The following is a 19166-nucleotide window of genomic DNA, read 5'->3' on the forward strand; positions in this document are numbered from 1 at the left end:
CCGCGCGCTGGCGCCTGCGAACGCACCACTTCCGCACCACTTCGACGGACCGCGCCGACCGGGCGGTACCGAGGCAACGGGGGGCCACCGATGGACGACCAGCACGCGGGCGCCGAGCCGCCGCGCAGATTCCTCTTCCTCGTCGCCAGTTCGCGCGCCGACGGGAACTCCGAACAGCTCGCCCGCCTGGCCGCCGGGGCGAGCCTGCCGCCCGGCGCCGAACAGCGCTGGCTGCGCCTGGACGACCACCCGCTCCCGCCGTTCGAGGACTTCCGGCACGCCGGGGACGGCTCCTTCCCCGAGCCGCACGGACACGAACGGACGCTGCTGGACGCCACGTTGGAGGCCACCGACCTGGTCTTCGTCGCGCCGCTGTACTGGTACTCGCTGCCCACCAGCGCGAAGCTCTACCTCGACCACTGGTCGTCCTGGCTCCGGCTGCCCGACAAGGTGTTCCGCACGAGCCTGGCGGGCGGCACCATCTGGTCGGTCACCGCCCTGGCCACCGAGGACGACAAGGCCGACCCGCTGATCGGCGCGCTGCGGCTGACCGCCGACTACATGGGCATGCGCTGGGGCGGCGCGCTGCTCGGCAACGGCACCCGGCCGGGGGACGTGCTGCGCGACGAGCGGGCGCTGGTCGCCGCGAAGTCCTTCTTCTCGCAGTGAGCTCCGCACCCGGTCGGGCCTGAGCGCCCGACCGATGGATTCACGCCACGGAGGGCCGTGCGGTACCGTCCTCCAGGCGTGTACCCGTCACGCCGGGTGTGCTTTTGGTAAAAGACAAAAGCCTTGTCCGGTGACGGAGTTGGACGATTCGGGCAGGCTCCGTGTGTCGTACGGGACGGAGCGTGACACCTGCCTTCCGAAGTGGCTGGATCGTTCGGTAGTCTCCGTCGGACTTTCAAGCTTCGCGGGGGGATCGCGGCGCGCTCCGCCGCGCCCCACCGCGCCTCCGGGCGTGCCCGGACTCTCCCGTGAGGTCTCCCTTGTCGATACGTCGCACTCTTGCCCTCGCCGGCGCCGCCGCGCTCGCGTCCTCGATGGTGCTGGCCGGTGCCCAGGGCGCCATGGCCGTCGGTGCCACCGACGCCCCGTCCGCCGCCGCGTCGGCCGAGAAGACGGCGGCGCAGCTCCTCGGTCTCTCGCTCCAGGGCGTGCCGGACACCTTCATCGCCGGCGGCGACGCCCGCGAGTTCAGCTACAAGATCGACAACTCGTCCAAGCACGACGACGTCTTCTACCCGTTCCTGAAGTTCAAGAACAAGGCCGGCTCGCTCAAGGCCAAGGACTTCAAGGTCGAGTACCAGCTGCCCGGCGAGGGCTGGCAGACCGGCGCGGTCGCGCCCGGCGGCGGCGACGGCGACGACTCCGCCGCCCTGATCCTGCTCGGCCAGGTCGACGGCGACGGGAACCCCTCCGACGACGCCCTGCTGGTCGTGAACCACGGCAAGAACCTGACGATCAAGGTCCGGGTCTCCTTCACCGGGGACGCTCCGCTCGGCAAGGCCGGTGTCGTCCCGGTGGTGTTCGCCGCCGCGCTCGACGACGACAGCCACCTGCCGACCGACAACGGCGGGTTCAGCTGCGAGGGCATCCGCGGCGCCGGCTTCACCATCAAGAAGGCGGCCCCGACCCCCACCGGCAAGCCGACCCCGACGACCACCACGTCGCCGACGGGCACCCACACGCCGACCCACACGCCCACCCCGACCGGCTCGCCCACGACCAGCCACACGCCGACGGCCACCGCCACGCCGAGCACCACGGCCACCGCGACGCCGACCGGCACGCCCACCACGCAGCCGACCACCCCGGCTCCGACCACCGGTTCGCCGTCCGCGTCGCCGTCCGCCTCCGCCTCGACCGCCGCCCCGGCCCCGTCCGGCAGCAGCACCGGCGCCCCGGAGCCGATCGACTTCCCGGTGAGCGTCCCGAAGATCACCCCGCCGAAGATCGTCCCGGCCGCCGTCACCAAGGCCAAGGCCGCCGCCGACAACGCGGACAAGGCCCTCGCCACCACCGGTGGCGGTGACGACACCACCGCCATCGCCGGCGCCGGCGGCGCCGTCCTGGTGGCCGGCATCGGCACCCTCGTGGTGCTGCGCCGCCGCAAGTCGGCCCAGCAGGGCTGACCGCGCAGCCGCTCCCGGCGCCGGATCCAGGCGCCGGGCGGCGGCTGACCTCGGGGGATCACCGCCTGAGTGCCACCGCGCCGCCCGTCCGTCCGCCCGACGGACACCCGGGCGGCGCGGAAGGTACTCCTCCGTCACATAGGATGTCCGGCCGGAGGGGGGCGGAACCGGCGGGGAGAGGGACAGGTGCGGGGAGCACGCACGGCACGGACCACTACCGACTACGAGTCCGGCACGGGACGCATCGCGGGCCTGCTGGTACGCAGACACCACGTCCTGCTGGTCGCCTGGACGGTGCTCTGGTTCTTTCTGGTCGAGCCCAAGGGCGGCTTCTCCTGGCACTACCTGCGCCAGGGCGAGCAACTGCTCTTCAGCGGTCAGCCCGACGGCGGGCTGTCGCTCTACGCCCACCACCCCGAGCTGCAGATCGGCCCGGTCAGCCTGGCCGCGGCCCGGCTCACGGCGCCGTTCTCGCCGTACACGGGCCAGGTGATCGCCGAGGCGGTGAGCTCCGCGCTCGGCCTGGTGATGCTGGTCCTGGTGGGCCGCACCGCCGCCCTGTACTACCTGGGCACCGGCACCAACCACCGCCGGCTCCAGCAGCGCGTGCTGATCGCCGGGCTGGCGTTCATCCCGATGTGGGTCGAGGTGTCGGTCCGCTTCGCACACCTCGACGACGTGCTGGCGCTGTTCTTCACCGCCCTCGCCGCGCACGCGCTCGCCCGCGGCAAGCCCGTCCAGGTCGCGATCTTCCTGGCGCTCGCGGTGGACTCCAAGCCCTGGGCGATCGCCTTCGCCCCGCTGGTCCTCGCCCTGCCCAGGCCCGCCTGGCTGCGCACCGCGCTGTGGTTCTGCGCGCTGGTCGCGGTCGCCTGGCTGCCGTTCTACCTCGGCAACCTGGACACCATGGCGGCCGCCAAGTTCACCATCCCCAACCAGCCGGCCTCCTCGCTGCGCTGGTTCGGCGTGACCGACCCGACCACCCCCTGGTGGGACCGCCCGACCCAGTTCGCGCTCGGCCTCGGGCTCGGCGGCATCGCGGTCTGGCGCGGCCGCTGGCCGGCCGTCGTGCTGCTCGGCGCGAACGCCCGCGTCCTGCTCGACCCCAGCGTGTACACGTACTACACGGCCTCGATCCTGCTCGGCACCCTGCTGTGGGACGCGGTCGGGCAGAAGCGCCTGGTGCCCTGGTGGAGCTGGATCGCGCTGGCCTCGCTGTACGGCGGCACGCTGCTCCTGCCGTCCGATCCGGCGCGCGGGTTCGTCCGGCTCGCCTTCGTCGTGGTCTCGACGGCGTACGTGCTGCTCTGGCCCACCCAGCAGACGCGCCGCCCGCGGCCGTCGGCGGACGACCAGGGCCAGGGCCACGGCCACGGCCACGGCTCCGGACGCGGCCGGCTCGGCCGTCGGCGCGAGCGCGTCCTGGTCGGCGCCGGGCACTGACGTCCCCGCCGGGCACCCGCGCGGAACCCGACGGCCCTTCCGGCTTGACCCTCACGCGACGTGAGAGACGAGTGTCGAGTCAGCACGAAGGGAGGAACACCCCGCATGAACAGCGACGGCTACTCGGTCGGCGCCGTGGCGAGGATCGCCAAGGTGACCGTCCGCACCCTGCACCACTACGACGAGATCGGACTGCTGTCCCCCGCGGGCCGCACCCGGGCCGGCTACCGCCGGTACGTGGACGCCGACCTCGACCGGCTGCAGCAGATCCTGTTCTACCGCGAACTCGGGTTCCCCCTGGAAGAGATCGCGGCGATCCTGGACGACGACTCGGTCAGCCCGAGCGAGCACCTCCGGCGGCAGCACAGCCTGCTGACCGACCGGATCAAGCACCTCCAGGAACTCGCCACGGCCGTCGAACACGCCATGGAGGCACGGAGAATGGGCGTTCAGCTGACCCCCGAGGAGAAGTTCGAGATCTTCGGCGAGGACTACAAGGAGGAGTGGGAGCAGGAGGCCGAGCAGCGCTGGGGCGACACCGAGGCCTGGGCCGAGTCGCAGCGCCGCACCGGCGCCTACGGCAAGGCCGACTGGGAGCGCATCCAGGCCGAGATGACCGCCCTCAACGGCCGCCTGGCCGCGGCGGTGGCGGCCGGCGAGCCCGCCGACGGCACCCTCGCCATGGACCTCGCCGAGGAGCACCGGCAGCACATCTGCCAGAACTTCTACGACTGCACCTTCACCATCCACCGCGGCCTGGCCGGCCTGTACGTCGGGGACCCGCGGTGGACCGACAGCTACGAGAAGATCGCGCCCGGCCTCGCGCAGTGGCTGCACGACGCGATCCTGGCCAACGCGGCCCGGCACGAGGGCTGAGCCGGGAGGCCGAGCCGAGGACTGAGCCGGGGGCTCACGCCACCCCGCGGCCGAACCCCCGCCGGTAGGCCGTCGGCGAGGTGCGCATCACCCGGCCGAAGTGGTGGCGGAACGTCGCCGCGCTCTCGAAGCCGACCGCGGCGGCGATCTCCTCGACCGTCCCCTCCGGGGACTCCAGGAGCGGCAGGCTGGCCGCGATGCGCTGGGTGACGACCCAGCGCATCGGGCTGGTCCCGTTGCGGGCGGTGAAGTGCCGCAGGTACGAGCGGTCGGACATCCGGGCGGCCCCGGCCAGCGCCGAGACGGTCAGCGGCGACGCCAGGTGGTCCATCGCGTACTGCATGCTGCGCGCGATCCCGTCGTCCTCCTCGTCGACCGGCAGGATCGCCGCCTCGATGAACTGGGCCTGCCCGCCGTCCCGGTGCGGGGGCACGACGAACCGGCGGGCCACGGTGTTGGCCACCTTCGCGCCGTGGTCCCGGCGCACCAGGTGCAGGCACAGGTCGATCCCGGCGGCGCTGCCCGCGCTCGTCAGGACGTCCCCGTTGTCGACGTACAGCACGTCCGGGTCGACCTCCACCGACGGGTACCGCTGCTGGAGCAGCTCGGCGTAGCGCCAGTGCGTGGTCGCCTTGCGGCCGTCGAGCAGGCCGGCGGCGGCCAGGGCGAAGGCGCCCGAGCAGATCGAGACGATCCGGGCGCCGCGCTCGTGCGCCGTGCGCAGCGCCGCGACCAGGCCCGGCGACACCACCCCGCCGAAGGCGTTCGGCACCCCGGGGACGATCACGGTGTCCGCGGCCGCCAGTTCGTCGAGCCCGTGCCGGGCGACCATCGCGAACCCGCCCACCGCGTCGAGCGCCGTCCCGGGCCGGTCCGCACACACCTTCAGGCCGTACCAGGGTGCCGCCAGCAGGCCGCTCAGCTCCGGCCGGGCGAGCCCGAACACCTCGACCGCCACGCCGAGTTCGAACGGCGCCATGCCGTCGAACGCGTACACCGCGACGTCGTGCACCGGCTCCGGCCGGCGCCCGATGGCGACCGCGACCGGCCCGGGCGCGGTCCTCCCGGCGGCCCGCGACGTGCTGCCCTGCGGCGGGTTGTCGTGCTGGGTCATGCGAACCCCCTGCTCAAGGGTGGTGGAACGTCGGTGAGTTTAGTCCGTCGGGCCGCGCCGGGATTTTTCGGAACTCGCCTGCAACCTCCACCGCCCCCGCACGTCCATTGGTACGGGGGCGGAGAACACCAGGCCGGTGGCGGCTGGGAGGATCTTGCCGATCTCGATCAAGATCAGGTGAGCAGACGGTTCCGGTACGCCCGGAAACCGTCCCGGGGGAAAGCGGAAGACGCAGATGTCCATGGCCATCGGGCCGATCATCGCGCCGGCGTGGAAGCGTGGTTTCTCCGTCCGCGGAGTGGCCGCCCTGCTGTTCGGTGCCCAGGAGGCCGGCGAGCCCGTCGCCGTCCCCACCACCGAGCACCAGGCGGTGCAGCGGCGCTCCGGTTTCCGGCTGCTGCGCGGGGGACGCGGCCGTACCGAGGACCGGCCGACCCTGACCGACCTCTACCACGCCCACCGGCTCGGGCTGGTCCGGATGGCCGTCCTGCTGGTCGACCACCAGGACCTCGCCGAGGACGTGGTCCAGGAGGCCTTCACCCAGCTCTACCAGCGCCACGGCGAGGAACTGGACGACCTCGACAACGCGCTCGGCTACCTGCGCACGGCGGTCGTCAACGGCGCCCGCTCGATGCTGCGCCGCCGCAAGACGGCCCGTGAGTACGTGCCGCCGCACGAGACCGACGCCCCGTCGGCCGAGGAGCACGCGGTGCTCAACGACGAGCACCGGCGCGTGCTGGTCGCCCTGCAGGAACTGACCCCCCGCCAGCGCGAGGTGCTGGTGCTGCGCTACTGGTCGGACATGTCGGAGGCGCAGATAGCCGACACCCTGGGCCTGTCCCGGGGCGCCGTGAAGTCCACCGCCAGCCGGGCCCTGGACGCTCTCGAAAAGCACCTGGAGAAGGTTCGATGACCGACAAGTTCCCCCGCCGGATCGGCGGCGACGGCGACGGGCCGGCCGAGACCCCGACGGAACGGCTGCTGCGCGAGGCGATGACCGCCCGCACGTCCCTGATCACCGCGCACGACCTGCGCCCCGCGGCCCCGCCCAATCGCCGGATCCGCAGACTACGGCCGGTCTACGCCGTCGCCGTCCCGCTGGGCCTGGCCGCCGCGATGGCGGTCGGCGTGGTCACGCTGCACGGGAACCCCGTGGCCGACCACGACCACGCGCCGCCGGCCGCCACGGTGTCGGCCTCCCCCAGCCCTACCCCCGCGGCGACGCCCACCGAGACCCCCAGCCCCACGGCCACCCCGTCCGAGACGGCCACCCCGACCGACACCGGGACCCCGGACGCCCCGGAGACCGCCGCGGCCCTCGCCGACGACACCCCGTCGTCGTCCCCCACTCCGACGAACAAGGCCACCGGCGCCACCACCGGCCCGGCGACGCCGTACACGTTCCGCGGTGTGAAGCTGAAGGTCCCGGCGGGCTGGCGGATCGCTTCCGACGACCCGGCCAGCTACCACCTCTGCCTGCTGAGCCCGGGGGCTCCGCAGGACGCCACCAGCCGGGATTGCCAGCCCTACGGAGTGGACGTGACGGTCTTCGACACGGACTCGATGAGCTGGCCGTCGACCTCCGACCTCGACCGCGCCGGCGGCTGGGCCCACCAGCCGTTCTGCCCGGTCTGGGGCAACCCGCACGTGCCCGCCGCGGGCGAGCAGGTCACCAGCCACGCCCCGACCAGGACGACGCCCACGGTGTCCGGCCGTCCGGCCCGGAAGTCGCAGTGGCAGGACTCGTGCGGCACCTCGTCCTTCACCGCCCAGCTGTGGGCCCTGCCCAAGGACCAGGTGTTCGTCTCCGCGATCGGGCTCAAGGACGACTACCAGCAGGGGCTGATGACGATCGTCAACAGCCTGGACGTCAGCGGCCACGTCGCGCCCTACTCGGAGAGCGTCGGCGTTTCGGTGAGCGGCCTCAAGCCCGGCCAGCAGGTGCCGAACGACGGGACTCCCGTCGAGTTCTCGGTCACCTACAAGAACACCGGCAGCGCCAAGGTCTCCGGTGCGAAGGCCGTGGTCTTCTACGACTCCTACGCCGCACCTGTCGGGCAGCCGTTGCAGGGCACGCTGGAACGCCAGGAAGGGGCGGACTGGAAGCCGATGGACGTGCGGATGCTCGACTCCTACTCCTCGCTCCAGACGGGGCTGCCCGTGGACCTGGATCCCGGGCAGAGCACCACGGTCAACTACCGCCTGAAGCTGGCCGCCCAGGACACCCCCGGCTCCTTCTCGCTGACCGCGCGACTCGCCACGCCCGTGGCTGAGAGCTACACCGTCTCCGGCGGCACCACCCTCCAGTTGCAGGTGACCGCCAAGTAGCGTGTGCGAGGGCCCGGCCTCCCCGAACGACAGGGGGAGGCCGGGCCCTCGTGCGTGCGGGTCAGGCGAGCGATGCCATCCAGGCCTCGACGTCCTCGGCGCGGCGGGGGAGGCCGGCGGAGAGGTTCTCGTTGCCGTCGGCGGTGACGAGGATGTCGTCCTCGATGCGGACGCCGATGCCGCGGTACTCCTCGGGGACGGTCAGGTCGTCCTGCTGGAAGTACAGGCCGGGCTCGACGGTGAGGACCATGCCGGGCACCAGCAGGGCGTCGACGTGCTCCTCGCGGCGCGAGTGGGCGCAGTCGTGGACGTCCAGGCCGAGCATGTGGCCGGTGCCGTGCAGGGTCCAGCGGCGCTGGAGGCCCAGCTCCAGGACCTTCTCGACGTCGTACACGGAGCCGTCGAGCAGGCCCCACGCGAGCAGGCGCTCGGCGAGGACGCGCTGCGAGGCGGCGTGGAAGTCGCGGAAGCGGGCGCCCGGCCGCACCGCGGCGATGCCGGCCTCCTGGGCGTCGTGGACGGCCTCGTAGATCTTGCGCTGGAGGTCGTTGAAGCGGCCGCCGATGGGCAGCGTGCGGGTGACGTCGGCGGTGTAGAGGGTGTGCGTCTCCACGCCGGCGTCGAGCAGCAGCAGCTCGCCGGGGCGGACGTCGCCGTCGTTGCGGACCCAGTGCAGGGTGGTGGCGTGCGGGCCGGCGGCGGCGATGGTGCCGTAGCCGACGTCGTTGCCCTCGACGCGGGCGCGGCGCCAGAAGGTGCCCTCGATCCAGCGCTCGGAGGTGGCGACGGCCTGGCCGAGCTCGCGGACGACGTCGGTGAAGCCCTTGACGGTGGCGTCGCAGGCGGCGCGCAGCTCGCCGATCTCCCAGGCGTCCTTGACCAGCCGCAGGCCGCTCAGGAACTCCTTCAGCTCGGCGTCCTTGTCGGCGTCGAGGAACTCGCCCAGGGCGCCCTCCAGGCCCTCGTCGTAGCCGCGGACGAGCCGGGTGGGGGCGGCGGAGTCCTTGGCGCGCGCGGCGAGCTCGTCGGCGGCCTTGCGGACGTCGCGGGCGGGCAGGCCGAGCAGCTGCTCCTGCTCGGTGAGGCTGTGCCGGCGGCCGACCCACAGCTCGCCGTAGCCGTCGAGCCAGAACTCGCCGTTGTCGCGGTCGGAGCGGGGCAGCAGGTAGAGGCCGAACTCGTGGCCGGCGTCGCCGGTCGGCTCGGCGACGAGGACGGCGTCCTCGGTCTGGTCGCCGGTGAGGTGGACGTACTCGCTGGCGGCGCGGAAGTTGTAGTCGGTGTCGTTGGCGCGGACCTTCAGGTTGCCGGCCGGGATCACCAGTCGCTCGCCGGGGTACGCGGCCGAGAGCCGGGCGCGCCGCTCGGCGGCGTACGGGGCCTGGGCGACGGGCGTCAGGCCGTGCAGCTCGGTGTCGGCCCAGCCGGACTTCATCGAGGCGGCCAGCTCGTCCGAGACCTCGGAGTACAGGCCGTTCTTGCGGCCCTTGAACTGCTTCGGCTCCTCGCCGCCGGTGGCCTCGGGGTTCTCGGCCACCGCCGGGGTGCGGTCCTCGGTCACGTACAACGCCTCCTTGGGGGTGGTGCGGCCCGCCCGTGGGGGATGTCGGATCGCGACACACGTGGGCGGCCGTGCGTCCCATGGTACGGACGCCCGGTCGCCCACTCGTTCGGGGCCGGAAGGTCTACTCGAAGCGGGCGCCCAGCAGCATCAGGTCGTCGGTGGCGGCGTCGGCCCCCTCGCGGCCGGGGCAGGCGGCGAGCAGGTGGGCGCAGAGCCGGTCGGGGTCGATCCGCACGTCGCGCGGGGCGTCGGCGGCGGCCCGGCGCAGGTTGGCCTGCCCGGCGTGCAGGGTGGGGCCGCAGCGGCGGGCCAGGCCCTCGGTGTACAGCAGCAGGGTGTCCCCGCGCTCGGCGGTGAGCTCGACGCCGGGGGCCTCCCAGCAGGCGAGCATGCCGAGCGGCGCGGAGAGCGAGGTCTCGACGAACTCGGCGCCGTGCCGGTTGACCAGGATCGGCGGGCAGTGCCCGGCGCCGGCCAGGGTGATCCGGCGCTCGTCGGGTTCGATCCAGGCGTAGACGGCGGTGGCGGTGCGGGTGGGCTCGGTGGTCTTCAGGAGCAGTTCGAGGTCGCCGAGGACGGAGACCGGGTCCTCGCCCTCCAGCACCGCGTACGCCCGCAGCGCGGCCCGTACGCGGCCCATCGCGGCGGCGGCGCCGGGTGCGGAGCCGGGGCCCGCGCCGGGGCCGTCGCCGGAGACGGAGCCGACGGTGAGGCCGACGGTGCCGTCGGGCAGCGGGATGGCGTCGTACCAGTCGCTGCCGTTGGAGCGGTCGAGGCCGGCGGGGACGAGCCGGGCGGCCAGCCGCAGCCCGGCGGGCTGGGGGAGCCGGTCGGGCAGCAGGCCGCGGAGCAGCGCCTCGGTGGTGCGGCTGACCTTGTCGGCCGCCAGCTGCCCGGCGATCAGCGGGGCGGCGAACCGGCAGTAGCGGTGGGCGAGTTCGCGCTGGCGTTCGGTGGGTTCGGCGGGCCGGTCGTAGAACCAGACGGCGGCGGCGAGCGGGCCGTCCTCCTCGGTGGCGAGCGGCAGTCCGTAGCAGCCGCCGAGGCCGAGGTGGGCGGCGAGTTCGCGCAGCCGGGCGCCGGTGGCCGGGTCCTCGGCGAGGTCGGGGGAGTGCAGCCGCTCGGGCCGGTCCCGGTCGCGCAGCAGGCGGGCGAGCAGGCTCTGCTCGAAGGGGACGGTCTCCAGGGCGCCGAGGCTGGCGCGGTCGAGGCCGAGGCCGAGCGGCTGGCCGGGGCCGCCGCCGGGCTGCCGGGTGACCAGGACGCCGCGGCCGGCGCCGAGCAGGTCGGCGCCGGAGGCCAGGACGGCGGCCAGGGTGGCGTCGAGGCCGCGGGCGCGGGCGAGCCGTTCGGTGTGCTCGTACAGGCTGGTGAAATCGGACAGGCGTCCGGCCAAACGGTCCTGCACCCCGGTGGACGGTGCCGTGAGGGCCTCCGCCGCACCGTCCTGGGCCTCGGCGGGACCGGGCAGGCCCGGCTGGTCGATGAGCGGGTCGAGGACGGAGAGCCCGCCGGTGAAGCCCGGCTCGGCCGGCGCTGCGGGTGAACTGGGCGTCGACGACGGGTGGGTCTCGGTCATGCCGGCACTCCTGACGCGGTGCTACGTGTCATGCGGAACCCCCAGGGACGGCCGATGTGGGGGCGAGCGCGGCCGAAGGGCGCGTTTCGCCTCGAATCGCTACTACTCGTCATTGATCGACAGCAATGGCACCACTTCTACACAGGCCATTTGGGGCATGTCCAGATCCGGGACGAGCCGGTGGCCGGTTCCCCCTCCACTGCGACCCGGACGGAGGGCGCGTCCGGTTCGTACGCGCGCCGTTCCGGCCGGGAGGAATGGAGCGGCCCGGGAGCGGGCAGAACCGTGGGGACGGACCCGGCGGCCGTCCGGATCGTATGCTTTCGCCGCCCGGATGCCGCGCTGGCCGGATGTCACTCACTCGTACGGTGGAACCAAGCGCGCCCGGGCGGCGTCCATCCGGGCGCATACGCGATTCTCGTTCCGAGGGCTGTTCCCGTGCGCGGCCCCTCTCATGTCGTGCTCCACGCCGTGCTCCACGTCCGCGCCGCGCCGTCCGCCGTACCGCCCGCCCGCCGCGTGCCCCCGGTCCGCGCCGCCGCGGCCCGTGCGGCGAGTCCGGCGGACGCGGCCCCGGGACGGACGGCGGCCCCGGAGCGAACCGAGCGGTCAGGGAAAGGAACGAGCGCCATGCGTGAGGATCCGAGGGGCCGGTCCGCGGCCCGGTCCGCCCGGCTGACCGCGGCCCTGGAGTCGGCCGTCGACCACCGCTGGCCGGTGGTGCCGGGCGCGGTGCTGTCCGGCGGGCGTTGTTCGTGCGGCGACCCGGACTGCCCGGTGCCGGGCGCGCACCCGCACGACCCGCCGCTGCTGGCGGCCACCACGGACGCCCGGATGGTGCGCTGGTGGTGGGAGCGGCAGAGCCCGGACGCGCCGGTGCTGGCGGCGACCGGTCGGGCGGTGTCGGCGGTGAGCCTGCCGGCCCTGGCCGGGGCCCGCGCGCTCGCGTACCTGGGGGCGCTGCGGCTGCCACTGGGGCCGGTGCTGGCGATGCCGGGCCGCTACGCGCTGCTGGTGGCGCCGTACTCGCTGGACTCGCTCGGCGAGATGCTCGCCCAACTCCCTTGGGTGCCGGGCTCGTTGCACTACCACGGGCCGGGCGGCTTCCTGCCGCTGCCGCCCGGTGCGGGAGCGGGCCCGGTGCGCTGGGTGCTGGCGCCGCGGCGGGCGGCCGACGGCGGGGTGTGGCTGCCGCAGGTCGGGCCGCTGCTGGGCGAGTTGGTGGAGGCGACGGTCCGGCTGGACAGCGGGCGCTCGGCCTACTGAGCGACCGTCCGGTGGCGGCCCGTCGGCCGGTCATCGGCCGGGTCCGGCGCCGTCCGCCCGGAAAAACAAAAGATCCGGCCGCTGGCGACGGGGGATGCACCAGCGACCGGACTCTTTAGACAGTAACAAGGATCTGCGTCCGCGCCAATTTCCAAGACGCCCTCCACGCCCGGAAATTGCGGTTCAGGGCGACAATGTGACGCGTATCACCTCGTTCCTGCGCGCTTTAGTTCAGGGTGACCTGACGGTTCACCAGGTTCGCGCGGGCGCGTCGCTCGTCGGCCGTGAGCGGCGCCGGGTCCGCGAGGACGGCGGCGAGCCGCTCGGCGAACCCGGCGGCGGGCTTCTCGCAGTCGGCCGCCGTCATGGCGAGCGGCAGGTCCCACACGGGGACGGTCAGGCCGTGCGCGCGGAACGAGCCGACCAGGCGGGTGTCGGTGCCGAGCGAGGCCTCGCCGGCCGCGTTCAGCCGGGCCAGCGCGTCCAGGAGCTGCTCCTCGGGGACGGTCATCACCCAGCGCAGGTGGTTCTTGTCCGGGGTGCCGCACCAGTACGCGGCGTCGACACTGGTGAGCTTCTCGGTCGGGATGGCGGAGGCGTTGGCGCGCTCCAGCGAGGCGGCGACCTCACCGGTGGCGGTCTCGGCGTCCTCCAGCCAGAACTCGAAGCCGGTGTGCACGGCGGGCGTGAAGTCCGCCGTGACGTCCAGCAGGTCCTGCAGGCGGCGCCCGCCCGGGACGGTCCGGCGGGCCGGCACGGGGCTGCCCGGCTCGGCGGCCAGGGCCAGCTCCAGCGCGTCCGCGAGGTCGCGGCTCAGGTCGCCCGAGGAGGACTGGGTCTGCAGGCCGAGCAGGATCGAGCCGTCCTGGCGGCGCAGGGCCGGCCAGGCGAGCGGCAGGACGGTGGCCAGGGTGACCGACGGCACCTCGCCGACGGCGGTCCCGGCGACTCCGGCGGCCAGCGTCAGCGGCACGGTGGCGGCGGGCACCAGCTCGCGCAGCGCGACCCAGTCGGCCTCGCCCGGCAGGCCCTCGAACGGGCGGTGCACCAGCTCCTGCACCGCGTGCGAGGCCTCCCGGCCGTGGCAGGCCTTGTACCGGCGGCCCGAGCCGCACGGGCAGTCGTCGCGGGCCCCGACCACGGGGATCTCACCCGTGACGGCGGTGGTGGACTGGCGCTGCGGCGCCTTCTTGGCGGCCTTCTTGCCCATGGTGCGGCTCTCCCGGGGACGGTGGTCCTTTGCTCCGGGAAGCCTACTGACGTTCTCCCGGCGCGCGGGCACGCGCCGGGGCGGGAGCGCTGCGGCGGGGGCGCCCGGGGCCTGCGGGCGGGGCGCTCAGGCGCTGCGGGCGTCACCGCCGGTGCGCCTGGCGTGCCGCGCGCGGGCGGGCAGCGCGGCCCAGACCGTCACCTCGCCGGGTGCGTCGCGCACGCCCCAGTCGCTCGCGAGCTGGTCGACGATGCCCAGGCCGCGGCCGCCGCGCGAGGTCAGCGAGGGGCTGCCGGGCTCGGGCCGCGTCGGTGCGCCGCCGTCGGTGACCTCCACCGTCAGCACGCCGTCCGCGTGCATCTGCCAGCGGACGAGCACGCCGCCGTCGTCGCCGGGCTGTTCCGCGTCCCGGCCGGCCGGCGCACCGGCGTGCGGCCCGGACGGGACGCCGACCAGTACCTGGTCGACGACCTCGGCCAGGGTGCCGCGCCCGAGCGCGGGCAGCGGGCCGAGCGGCCGGGCGTACCGGCACGCATTGCTCAACAGCTCGGAAAGGATCAGTACGGCATCATCGATGACCGGTTCCGGTATCTGCCGATCACCCAGATCTCGACGCAGTCGGCGCCGTGCGACCCCGACACTCGCTGGGCCGTGCGGCACTGCCATGGTCGATGAAGTCGGCACTTCACGCGCCACCATCAACGCCACCCCCGGACCTCCTTCAGCGTATGCCGAGGGATGGATGCCCCTTGGTAATGCGTCGGAAACGACCGCGCGACGATCCCGCGAGCCCATTTCGAGCAGCGCGACCGAGGGTGGGCGGGAGGTCATTCCCCGCTCACCCTCCGTCGCGCTGGCGCACGATTTCCGGCAAGAAACGTGCGCGGAAGGTTTGAATGCCGACCGGATCGGTCGGGTTCGGCGATCAGGTTCCGACAGAGCGGTCGGCACCCACCGGGATCCGAGGGACCCGTGGGTCCTCCGGGGCCCTCAGCGGCCGAGCTGCGCCAGCACCTGCGCGGGCTTGTTGGTGATGATCGCCGACACCCCGAGCTCCAGGCACAGGTCCACGTCGGCCGGCTCGTCGACCGTCCACACGTGCACCTCGTGGCCCAGCTCGCGCAGCCGCGGCACCAGGTCGGGCTTGGCCCGCACCAGGTCGATGCCGGGCCCGGCGATCCGCGCCCCGCCGGGCAGCGGCCGGCCCTCCCGCAGCCGGCCGAGCAGCGGCAGCATCCGCTCGATCAGGAACACCCGAGGGTAGTCCGGCGCGGCGGCGGCCACCCGGTCCAGCGCGATCGACGAGAAGCTCATGATCCGGGCGGACGGGCGGTCGCCCTCGCGGATGCCGGAGATCTTGAACCGTTCGAGCATCCGGAGCAGCTCGGCCTCGACCCGGCCGCGGAAGCGCACCGGGTGCTTGGTCTCGATCGCCAGGTCCACCGGCCGTCCGCAGTCCACGACCAGCTCCAGCAGCCGCTCCAGGGTCAGCACGCCGCGCAGCTCGGGGTCGGTGCTGGGCCGGCCGGTCTTCCAGGCGCCGAAGTCGTAGTCCTGCAACTCGGCGAGCGTCATCGCCGAGACGGTGCCGCGGCCGTTGGAGACCCGGCCGATGCGGCGGTCGTGCACGCAGACCAGCTCGCCGTCGGCGGTCACCCGGACGTCGCACTCGACGGCGTCCGCGCCCTCCTCGAGGGCCCGCCGGTAGGCGGCCAGGGTGTGCTCGGGCAAGGCGTCCGAGGAGCCGCGGTGGGCGACTACCTGGACGGACGGCGCGGTGCGCGGGGCCGTCGAAGACAGATCTGGGCTGGTCACGCCGTCAACGATAGGCGGAGCAGGTGACGCGGAGGCGAAGACGGTCCCAACCCGAGGGGCCGTCCTCGCCTCCGCTCCCTCAGTGCTGCGGGGTGCGCCGGCTCAGCGGGGTGAGCGCCCAGGTGACCAGCGCGGGCACCGCGAAGGCGAACAGCGAGGCCGACGTCCACTCCTGCGGGGTGAAGTGCAGCGCCCCCTGGGCCGAGGTCCAGAAGTCGGTCCACCAGCCGGCCACCGGGGTCGGCGCGATGAACTGGTAGACCGCGAAGCCGAGCACCCACGGCAGCAGCATCAGCCAGCGCGAGGGCGCCTCGGCGGTGAGGTTCCAGCCGTTGCGGCCGGCGCCGAAGAAGTAGTCCACCGCCAGCACGGCCAGCAGCGGCACGAAGACCGAGCCGATCAGGCCGAGGAAGTTGGTGTACGTGTCGGTGAACTTGTCGATCCGCAGCGCCAGCACGGTGGTCAGCAGGCCGATCGCGCCGGACAGCACCCGGCGGTCCGCCCGCGGCAGCAGGTTCTGCACCGACATCGCGGTCGAGTACACGTTGGCGAAGGACTGGTCCGTCTCGCGCAGCACCAGCACCAGCAGGAACAGCCAGCCCGCCCAGACGCCGAGGAAGGAGTCGAAGATCTTGTTCGGGTCGCCGTCGGACTGCAGCAGCGCCATCAGGCCCAGCGCGTAGCACCACACCTGGGCGACGGTGTAGCCGGAGAAGCTGCCCCAGAACGCCGAGCGCGGCGTGCGCGAGTGCCGCGTGTAGTCGGCGGCGAGCGGGACGAAGGAGATCGACACCGCGATCATCGCGTCGGTGGCGCCCAGGAAGCCGTGCCAGTTGCCCTTGCCCGGGTCGGGCACGCCGTGCCGGCCCAGTTGGACGGTCAGGTAGACCATCGCGACGGCGACGGCGCCCGCCACGAAGCGCCGCAGCACCCGGATCGAGCCGAGCGGCCAGATCGTCAGCACGGTGGTCAGCCCGCCCGCGAGCAGGACGAACAGCCACCGGTAGCCGTCCGTGTGGGCGACCGTCTGCGCGCCCGCCGCGATCGTCAGGAGCTCGAACACGCCCCAGCCGATGCACTGGACGATGTTCAGCACCGTCGGGACGTACGAGAGCCGGGTGCCGAACAGCCCGCGCAGGTTCGCCATCGCCGGCGCGCCGGTGCGGGCGCCGATCAGCGCGGCCACGCCGAGCATCGCGGTGCCCACCGCGGTGCCGGCCACGATCGCGGTGCCCGCGGCGGCCAGCGACAGCTCGCTGCCCGGGGCGCCGAGCACGGTGGCGGCGGTGGAGAAGCCGATCAGGCTGACGCCGAGGTTCATCCACAGCGCGAAGTGGTCGCGGAAACGCAGCGTGCGCGGCGGCTCGGCGTCGAGGACGAGCGGTGCCTCGGCCTTCTCCGGCCGGTCCAGCAGCGCGGTCGCGGCGGCGGTCCCGCCGGATCCGGGCCCGTCATGACCGGTCGTGGACGATTCGGAGAAACCCTTGGACTCGGGCGCGCCCGAAGAAGAGGATGGCGAAGCAGGCGGCATGGCCGATACTCCCTACGCCGGCATTACCCGGACAGGTTCCGGCGGTCAACGCCCCCTCGACGGTCCGCCCGGGATCCCGTGGCGTACGGTCGACCAGCGCACTCTCAGCCTGGAAGGTCCAAGCTCCCGCGTGTCAGTTTGGAGCGACAGGCTAACCGGCACCGGGGCGAACGCCCAAGGCCAGGGGGCGTGCGGTCCGCATCGCGGGACGTTCGGCGGGGGTGGGGGAGCCGCCGCCGGGAACGTGTCGTCGAGCGGAGGCGTCGGTCCCGCCTAAGGATTCTTATGAGTTCTTCAGAGGGGTCCTTACGGCAATCGAATCGGCAGTGCGAAAAACTATGGTCCTTGGTTCTGTCAGCTATGGAGGTCGTCCGTGAGCACCGAGCGCGAGGTTGGGCCCACCGGGCCGCAGGGGGAGCAGCCCTCGGGCACTGAGGCCGCGGCAGCGGCCCCGGCTCCGGACGGGCACAAGCCCACCATGGCCTTCGGCAGGATCCCCGAGCCCGAGGCCCCGGCGGACGCCCCGCCGGCCGACGGCGGGCACAAGCCGACCATGGCCTTCGGCCGGGTGCCCGAGCCCGAGGCCCCGGCGGACGCCGCGCCGGCCGACGGCGGGCACAAGCCCACCATGGCCTTCACCAAGGTCCCCGTCCCGGAGGCGGCGCCCGTCGCCCCCGCTGCGCCCGAGGCGGCCCCCGCCGCGCCCGCCGAGGCGCCGGTCGCGCCGGTCGCCGAGAGCGGCTACATCGACGCCCCGCCGCCGGTCCTGCCGCCCGCCCCGGCCGCGCCCGTCGCCCCGGCTGCGGCACCGGCCGCGCCCGTCGCACCGGCTGCGCCCGCCGCGCCCGTCGGCGAGGCCGCCCCGGTCCTGCCGCCGGTCGCCAACCCGTACGCGACGCCGACCCACGGCGTCCCCGCCGCCGGCGCCCACGACCCGTACGCCGCTCCCGGCGCCCAGCACCCGTTCGGCGCCGGCCGCCCGCTCGGCGGCTGGGGCGCGGGGCACGACACCACCGCCGCGCACGGCATCCCCGGCTACCCGGGCGCCCCCGGTGCGCCCGGCGGTCCCGCGGGCCCGCTCGGCTACCCGGCGGACTACCCCGGCGGCCCGGCCGGCCCCGGCGGTCCCCGCAAGAAGCGCGGCGGCCTGGTCGCCCTGATCGCCGCCGTCGCCCTCGTGGCGGGCATCGCTGGCGGTGCCGTCGGCGTGGCGGTCTCGGGCAACGGCAACTCCGTCGCCTCCGCGGACGACCACCGCAGCACCACCATCCAGGCCAGCAACACCCAGAAGAACGAGCCCGCCCCCGGCTCGATCGCCGCCATCGCGCAGAAGGCGCTGCCGAGCGTCGTCACCATCAAGGCGCAGAACAGCAGCGAGTCGGGCACCGGCACCGGCTTCGTCTTCGACACCGAGGGCCACATCCTCACCAACAACCACGTGGTGGCGCCCGCCGTCACCGGCGGCGGCGGGAAACTGACCGTCAAGTTCGCCGACGGCTCCTCCTACAGCGCCTCCGTGCTCGGCCGCGCCGAGGGCTACGACGTGGCCGTCGTCAAGATCGACAACCCGCCGAAGGAGAAGCTGAGCCCGCTCACGCTGGCCGACTCCGACAAGGTCAACGTCGGCGACGCCACCATCGCGATCGGCGCGCCGTACGGGCTGGAGTCGACCGTCACCAGCGGCATCATCAGCGCCAAGGACCGCCCGGTCGCCTCCGGCGATGAGACCGGCGCCCAGGCCTCCTACATGAACGCCCTGCAGACCGACGCCTCGATCAACCCCGGCAACTCCGGCGGCCCGCTGCTCGACTCCAGCGGCGCCGTGGTCGGCATCAACTCGGCGATCCAGTCCAACGCCTCCGCCAACGGGCGGGCCGGCAGCATCGGCCTCGGCTTCGCCATCCCGATCAACCAGGCCAAGTGGGTCGCCGACACCCTGATCAAGACCGGCAAGCCGGTCTACGCCCAGCTCCAGGTACTGCGCAACGACGACTACAAGGGCGACGGGGCGCAGATCCAGACCCGCGACATCCAGGGCCAGCCCGCCGTCACCCCCGGCGGCGCCGCCGACAAGGCCGGCCTCAAGCCCGGCGACGTCATCACCAAGCTCAACGGCGCCCCGATCGAGAACGGCCCGGCCCTGGTCAGCCGGATCTGGACGCACAAGCCCGGCGAGACCGTCGACGTCGAGTACCAGCGCAACGGCCAGACCATGACCACCAAGGTCACCCTCGGCTCGCGGGAGGGCGACACCCCGAGCTGACCCGGCACCCGGAAACCGTGTGCACCGAACCCCGCCGGACCC

At 73.8% G+C, this 19166-nt stretch carries 15 protein-coding genes and 1 riboswitch; of the genes, 8 read left to right on the forward strand and 7 right to left on the reverse strand.

The genetic code is table 11. The features are described 5' to 3' along the window. The first annotated feature begins 90 nt into the window (after positions 1-90). The 4 genes from ACFV4G_RS21655 to ACFV4G_RS21670 all read left to right on the forward strand — a co-directional run bounded on the left by ACFV4G_RS21655 (position 91) and on the right by ACFV4G_RS21670 (position 4454). Positions 91-669 (forward strand): flavodoxin family protein, encoded by a 579-nt coding sequence (locus tag ACFV4G_RS21655; RefSeq protein ID WP_380442769.1) that lies wholly within the window; start codon positions 91-93, stop codon positions 667-669. A 320-nt stretch (positions 670-989) separates the two neighbouring features. After that, on the forward strand, positions 990-2135 hold the full coding sequence (locus ACFV4G_RS21660) for an LPXTG cell wall anchor domain-containing protein (protein WP_380442771.1): 1146 nt from the start codon (positions 990-992) through the stop codon (positions 2133-2135). A gap of 186 nt (positions 2136-2321) precedes the next feature. Further along, complete coding sequence (locus ACFV4G_RS21665) at positions 2322-3578, forward strand: hypothetical protein (RefSeq protein ID WP_380442773.1); 1257 nt, start codon at positions 2322-2324, stop codon at positions 3576-3578. A gap of 105 nt (positions 3579-3683) precedes the next feature. Next, positions 3684-4454, forward strand: a complete 771-nt coding sequence (locus tag ACFV4G_RS21670) for a MerR family transcriptional regulator (protein ID WP_380442775.1) — start codon at positions 3684-3686, stop codon at positions 4452-4454. A 34-nt stretch (positions 4455-4488) separates the two neighbouring features. On the opposite strand, the gene ACFV4G_RS21675 is transcribed toward ACFV4G_RS21670, so the two are convergent. After that, the gene (locus ACFV4G_RS21675; protein WP_380442776.1) at positions 4489-5568 is read right to left on the reverse strand and encodes a helix-turn-helix domain-containing protein; all 1080 of its coding nucleotides are present in this window, start codon (positions 5566-5568) and stop codon (positions 4489-4491) included. Between the two features lie 235 nt (positions 5569-5803). Here ACFV4G_RS21675 and ACFV4G_RS21680 point away from each other — a divergent pair, with 235 nt between their 5' ends. Next, a complete protein-coding gene (locus ACFV4G_RS21680; RefSeq protein ID WP_380442778.1) occupies positions 5804-6481 on the forward strand; it encodes an RNA polymerase sigma factor in 678 nt (225 codons plus the stop codon). Next, the gene (locus ACFV4G_RS21685; protein ID WP_380442780.1) at positions 6478-7896 is read left to right on the forward strand and encodes a hypothetical protein; all 1419 of its coding nucleotides are present in this window, start codon (positions 6478-6480) and stop codon (positions 7894-7896) included. Before ACFV4G_RS21680 ends, ACFV4G_RS21685 begins: the two co-directional genes overlap by 4 nt. A 61-nt stretch (positions 7897-7957) precedes the next feature. On the opposite strand, the gene ACFV4G_RS21690 is transcribed toward ACFV4G_RS21685, so the two are convergent. Together ACFV4G_RS21690 and ACFV4G_RS21695 are read right to left on the reverse strand one after the other, a co-directional pair. Then, positions 7958-9457, reverse strand: a complete 1500-nt coding sequence (locus ACFV4G_RS21690) for an aminopeptidase P family protein (protein ID WP_380442782.1) — start codon at positions 9455-9457, stop codon at positions 7958-7960. A gap of 124 nt (positions 9458-9581) precedes the next feature. Next, on the reverse strand, positions 9582-11039 hold the full coding sequence (locus ACFV4G_RS21695; RefSeq protein WP_380442784.1) for a PP2C family protein-serine/threonine phosphatase: 1458 nt from the start codon (positions 11037-11039) through the stop codon (positions 9582-9584). A 630-nt stretch (positions 11040-11669) separates the two neighbouring features. Here ACFV4G_RS21695 and ACFV4G_RS21700 point away from each other — a divergent pair. After that, positions 11670-12305: a bifunctional DNA primase/polymerase gene (locus tag ACFV4G_RS21700; RefSeq protein ID WP_380442786.1), complete on the forward strand. Its 636-nt coding sequence runs from the start codon at positions 11670-11672 to the stop codon at positions 12303-12305. A gap of 226 nt (positions 12306-12531) precedes the next feature. Here the strand turns inward: ACFV4G_RS21700 and ACFV4G_RS21705 are convergent, their stop codons facing one another. The 4 genes from ACFV4G_RS21705 to ACFV4G_RS21720 all read right to left on the reverse strand — a co-directional run bounded on the left by ACFV4G_RS21705 (position 12532) and on the right by ACFV4G_RS21720 (position 16861). After that, a complete protein-coding gene (locus tag ACFV4G_RS21705; RefSeq protein ID WP_380442788.1) occupies positions 12532-13515 on the reverse strand; it encodes a DUF5926 family protein in 984 nt (327 codons plus the stop codon). A 126-nt stretch (positions 13516-13641) separates the two neighbouring features. Then, positions 13642-14058, reverse strand: coding sequence for an ATP-binding protein (locus ACFV4G_RS21710; RefSeq protein ID WP_380442790.1), 417 nt, complete (start codon positions 14056-14058; stop codon positions 13642-13644). A 447-nt stretch (positions 14059-14505) separates the two neighbouring features. Further along, entirely contained in the window at positions 14506-15330 is an 825-nt protein-coding gene (locus tag ACFV4G_RS21715; RefSeq protein WP_380442792.1) for a glycerophosphodiester phosphodiesterase family protein, read from the reverse strand. 79 nt (positions 15331-15409) lie between these two features. Continuing rightward, positions 15410-16861: a purine-cytosine permease family protein gene (locus ACFV4G_RS21720; protein ID WP_380442794.1), complete on the reverse strand. Its 1452-nt coding sequence runs from the start codon at positions 16859-16861 to the stop codon at positions 15410-15412. Beyond that, positions 16854-17001: riboswitch (TPP riboswitch) on the reverse strand. (Overlaps the previous gene by 8 nt.) A 233-nt stretch (positions 17002-17234) precedes the next feature. Between ACFV4G_RS21720 and ACFV4G_RS21725 the strand changes: the two genes are divergently transcribed. Further along, positions 17235-19124 carry a S1C family serine protease gene (locus ACFV4G_RS21725; protein ID WP_380442796.1) on the forward strand — a complete coding sequence of 630 codons (1890 nt, stop codon included), beginning with the start codon at positions 17235-17237 and terminating at the stop codon, positions 19122-19124. Positions 19125-19166 lie beyond the last annotated feature (42 nt).

The sequence above is a fragment of the Kitasatospora sp. NPDC059747 genome, from assembly GCF_042732955.1.
In the GTDB taxonomy this organism is placed as follows: domain Bacteria; phylum Actinomycetota; class Actinomycetes; order Streptomycetales; family Streptomycetaceae; genus Kitasatospora.

Coding starts and splice junctions, on each gene's coding strand:
- ACFV4G_RS21675 (WP_380442776.1), bottom strand. CDS start 5,568: ATGACCCAGCACGACAACCCGCCGCAGGGCAGCACGTCGCGGGCCGCC.
- ACFV4G_RS21695 (WP_380442784.1), bottom strand. CDS start 11,039: ATGACCGAGACCCACCCGTCGTCGACGCCCAGTTCACCCGCAGCGCCG.
- ACFV4G_RS21655 (WP_380442769.1), top strand. CDS start 91: ATGGACGACCAGCACGCGGGCGCCGAGCCGCCGCGCAGATTCCTCTTC.
- ACFV4G_RS21700 (WP_380442786.1), top strand. CDS start 11,670: ATGCGTGAGGATCCGAGGGGCCGGTCCGCGGCCCGGTCCGCCCGGCTG.
- ACFV4G_RS21705 (WP_380442788.1), bottom strand. CDS start 13,515: ATGGGCAAGAAGGCCGCCAAGAAGGCGCCGCAGCGCCAGTCCACCACC.
- ACFV4G_RS21685 (WP_380442780.1), top strand. CDS start 6,478: ATGACCGACAAGTTCCCCCGCCGGATCGGCGGCGACGGCGACGGGCCG.
- ACFV4G_RS21720 (WP_380442794.1), bottom strand. CDS start 16,861: ATGCCGCCTGCTTCGCCATCCTCTTCTTCGGGCGCGCCCGAGTCCAAG.
- ACFV4G_RS21680 (WP_380442778.1), top strand. CDS start 5,804: ATGTCCATGGCCATCGGGCCGATCATCGCGCCGGCGTGGAAGCGTGGT.
- ACFV4G_RS21670 (WP_380442775.1), top strand. CDS start 3,684: ATGAACAGCGACGGCTACTCGGTCGGCGCCGTGGCGAGGATCGCCAAG.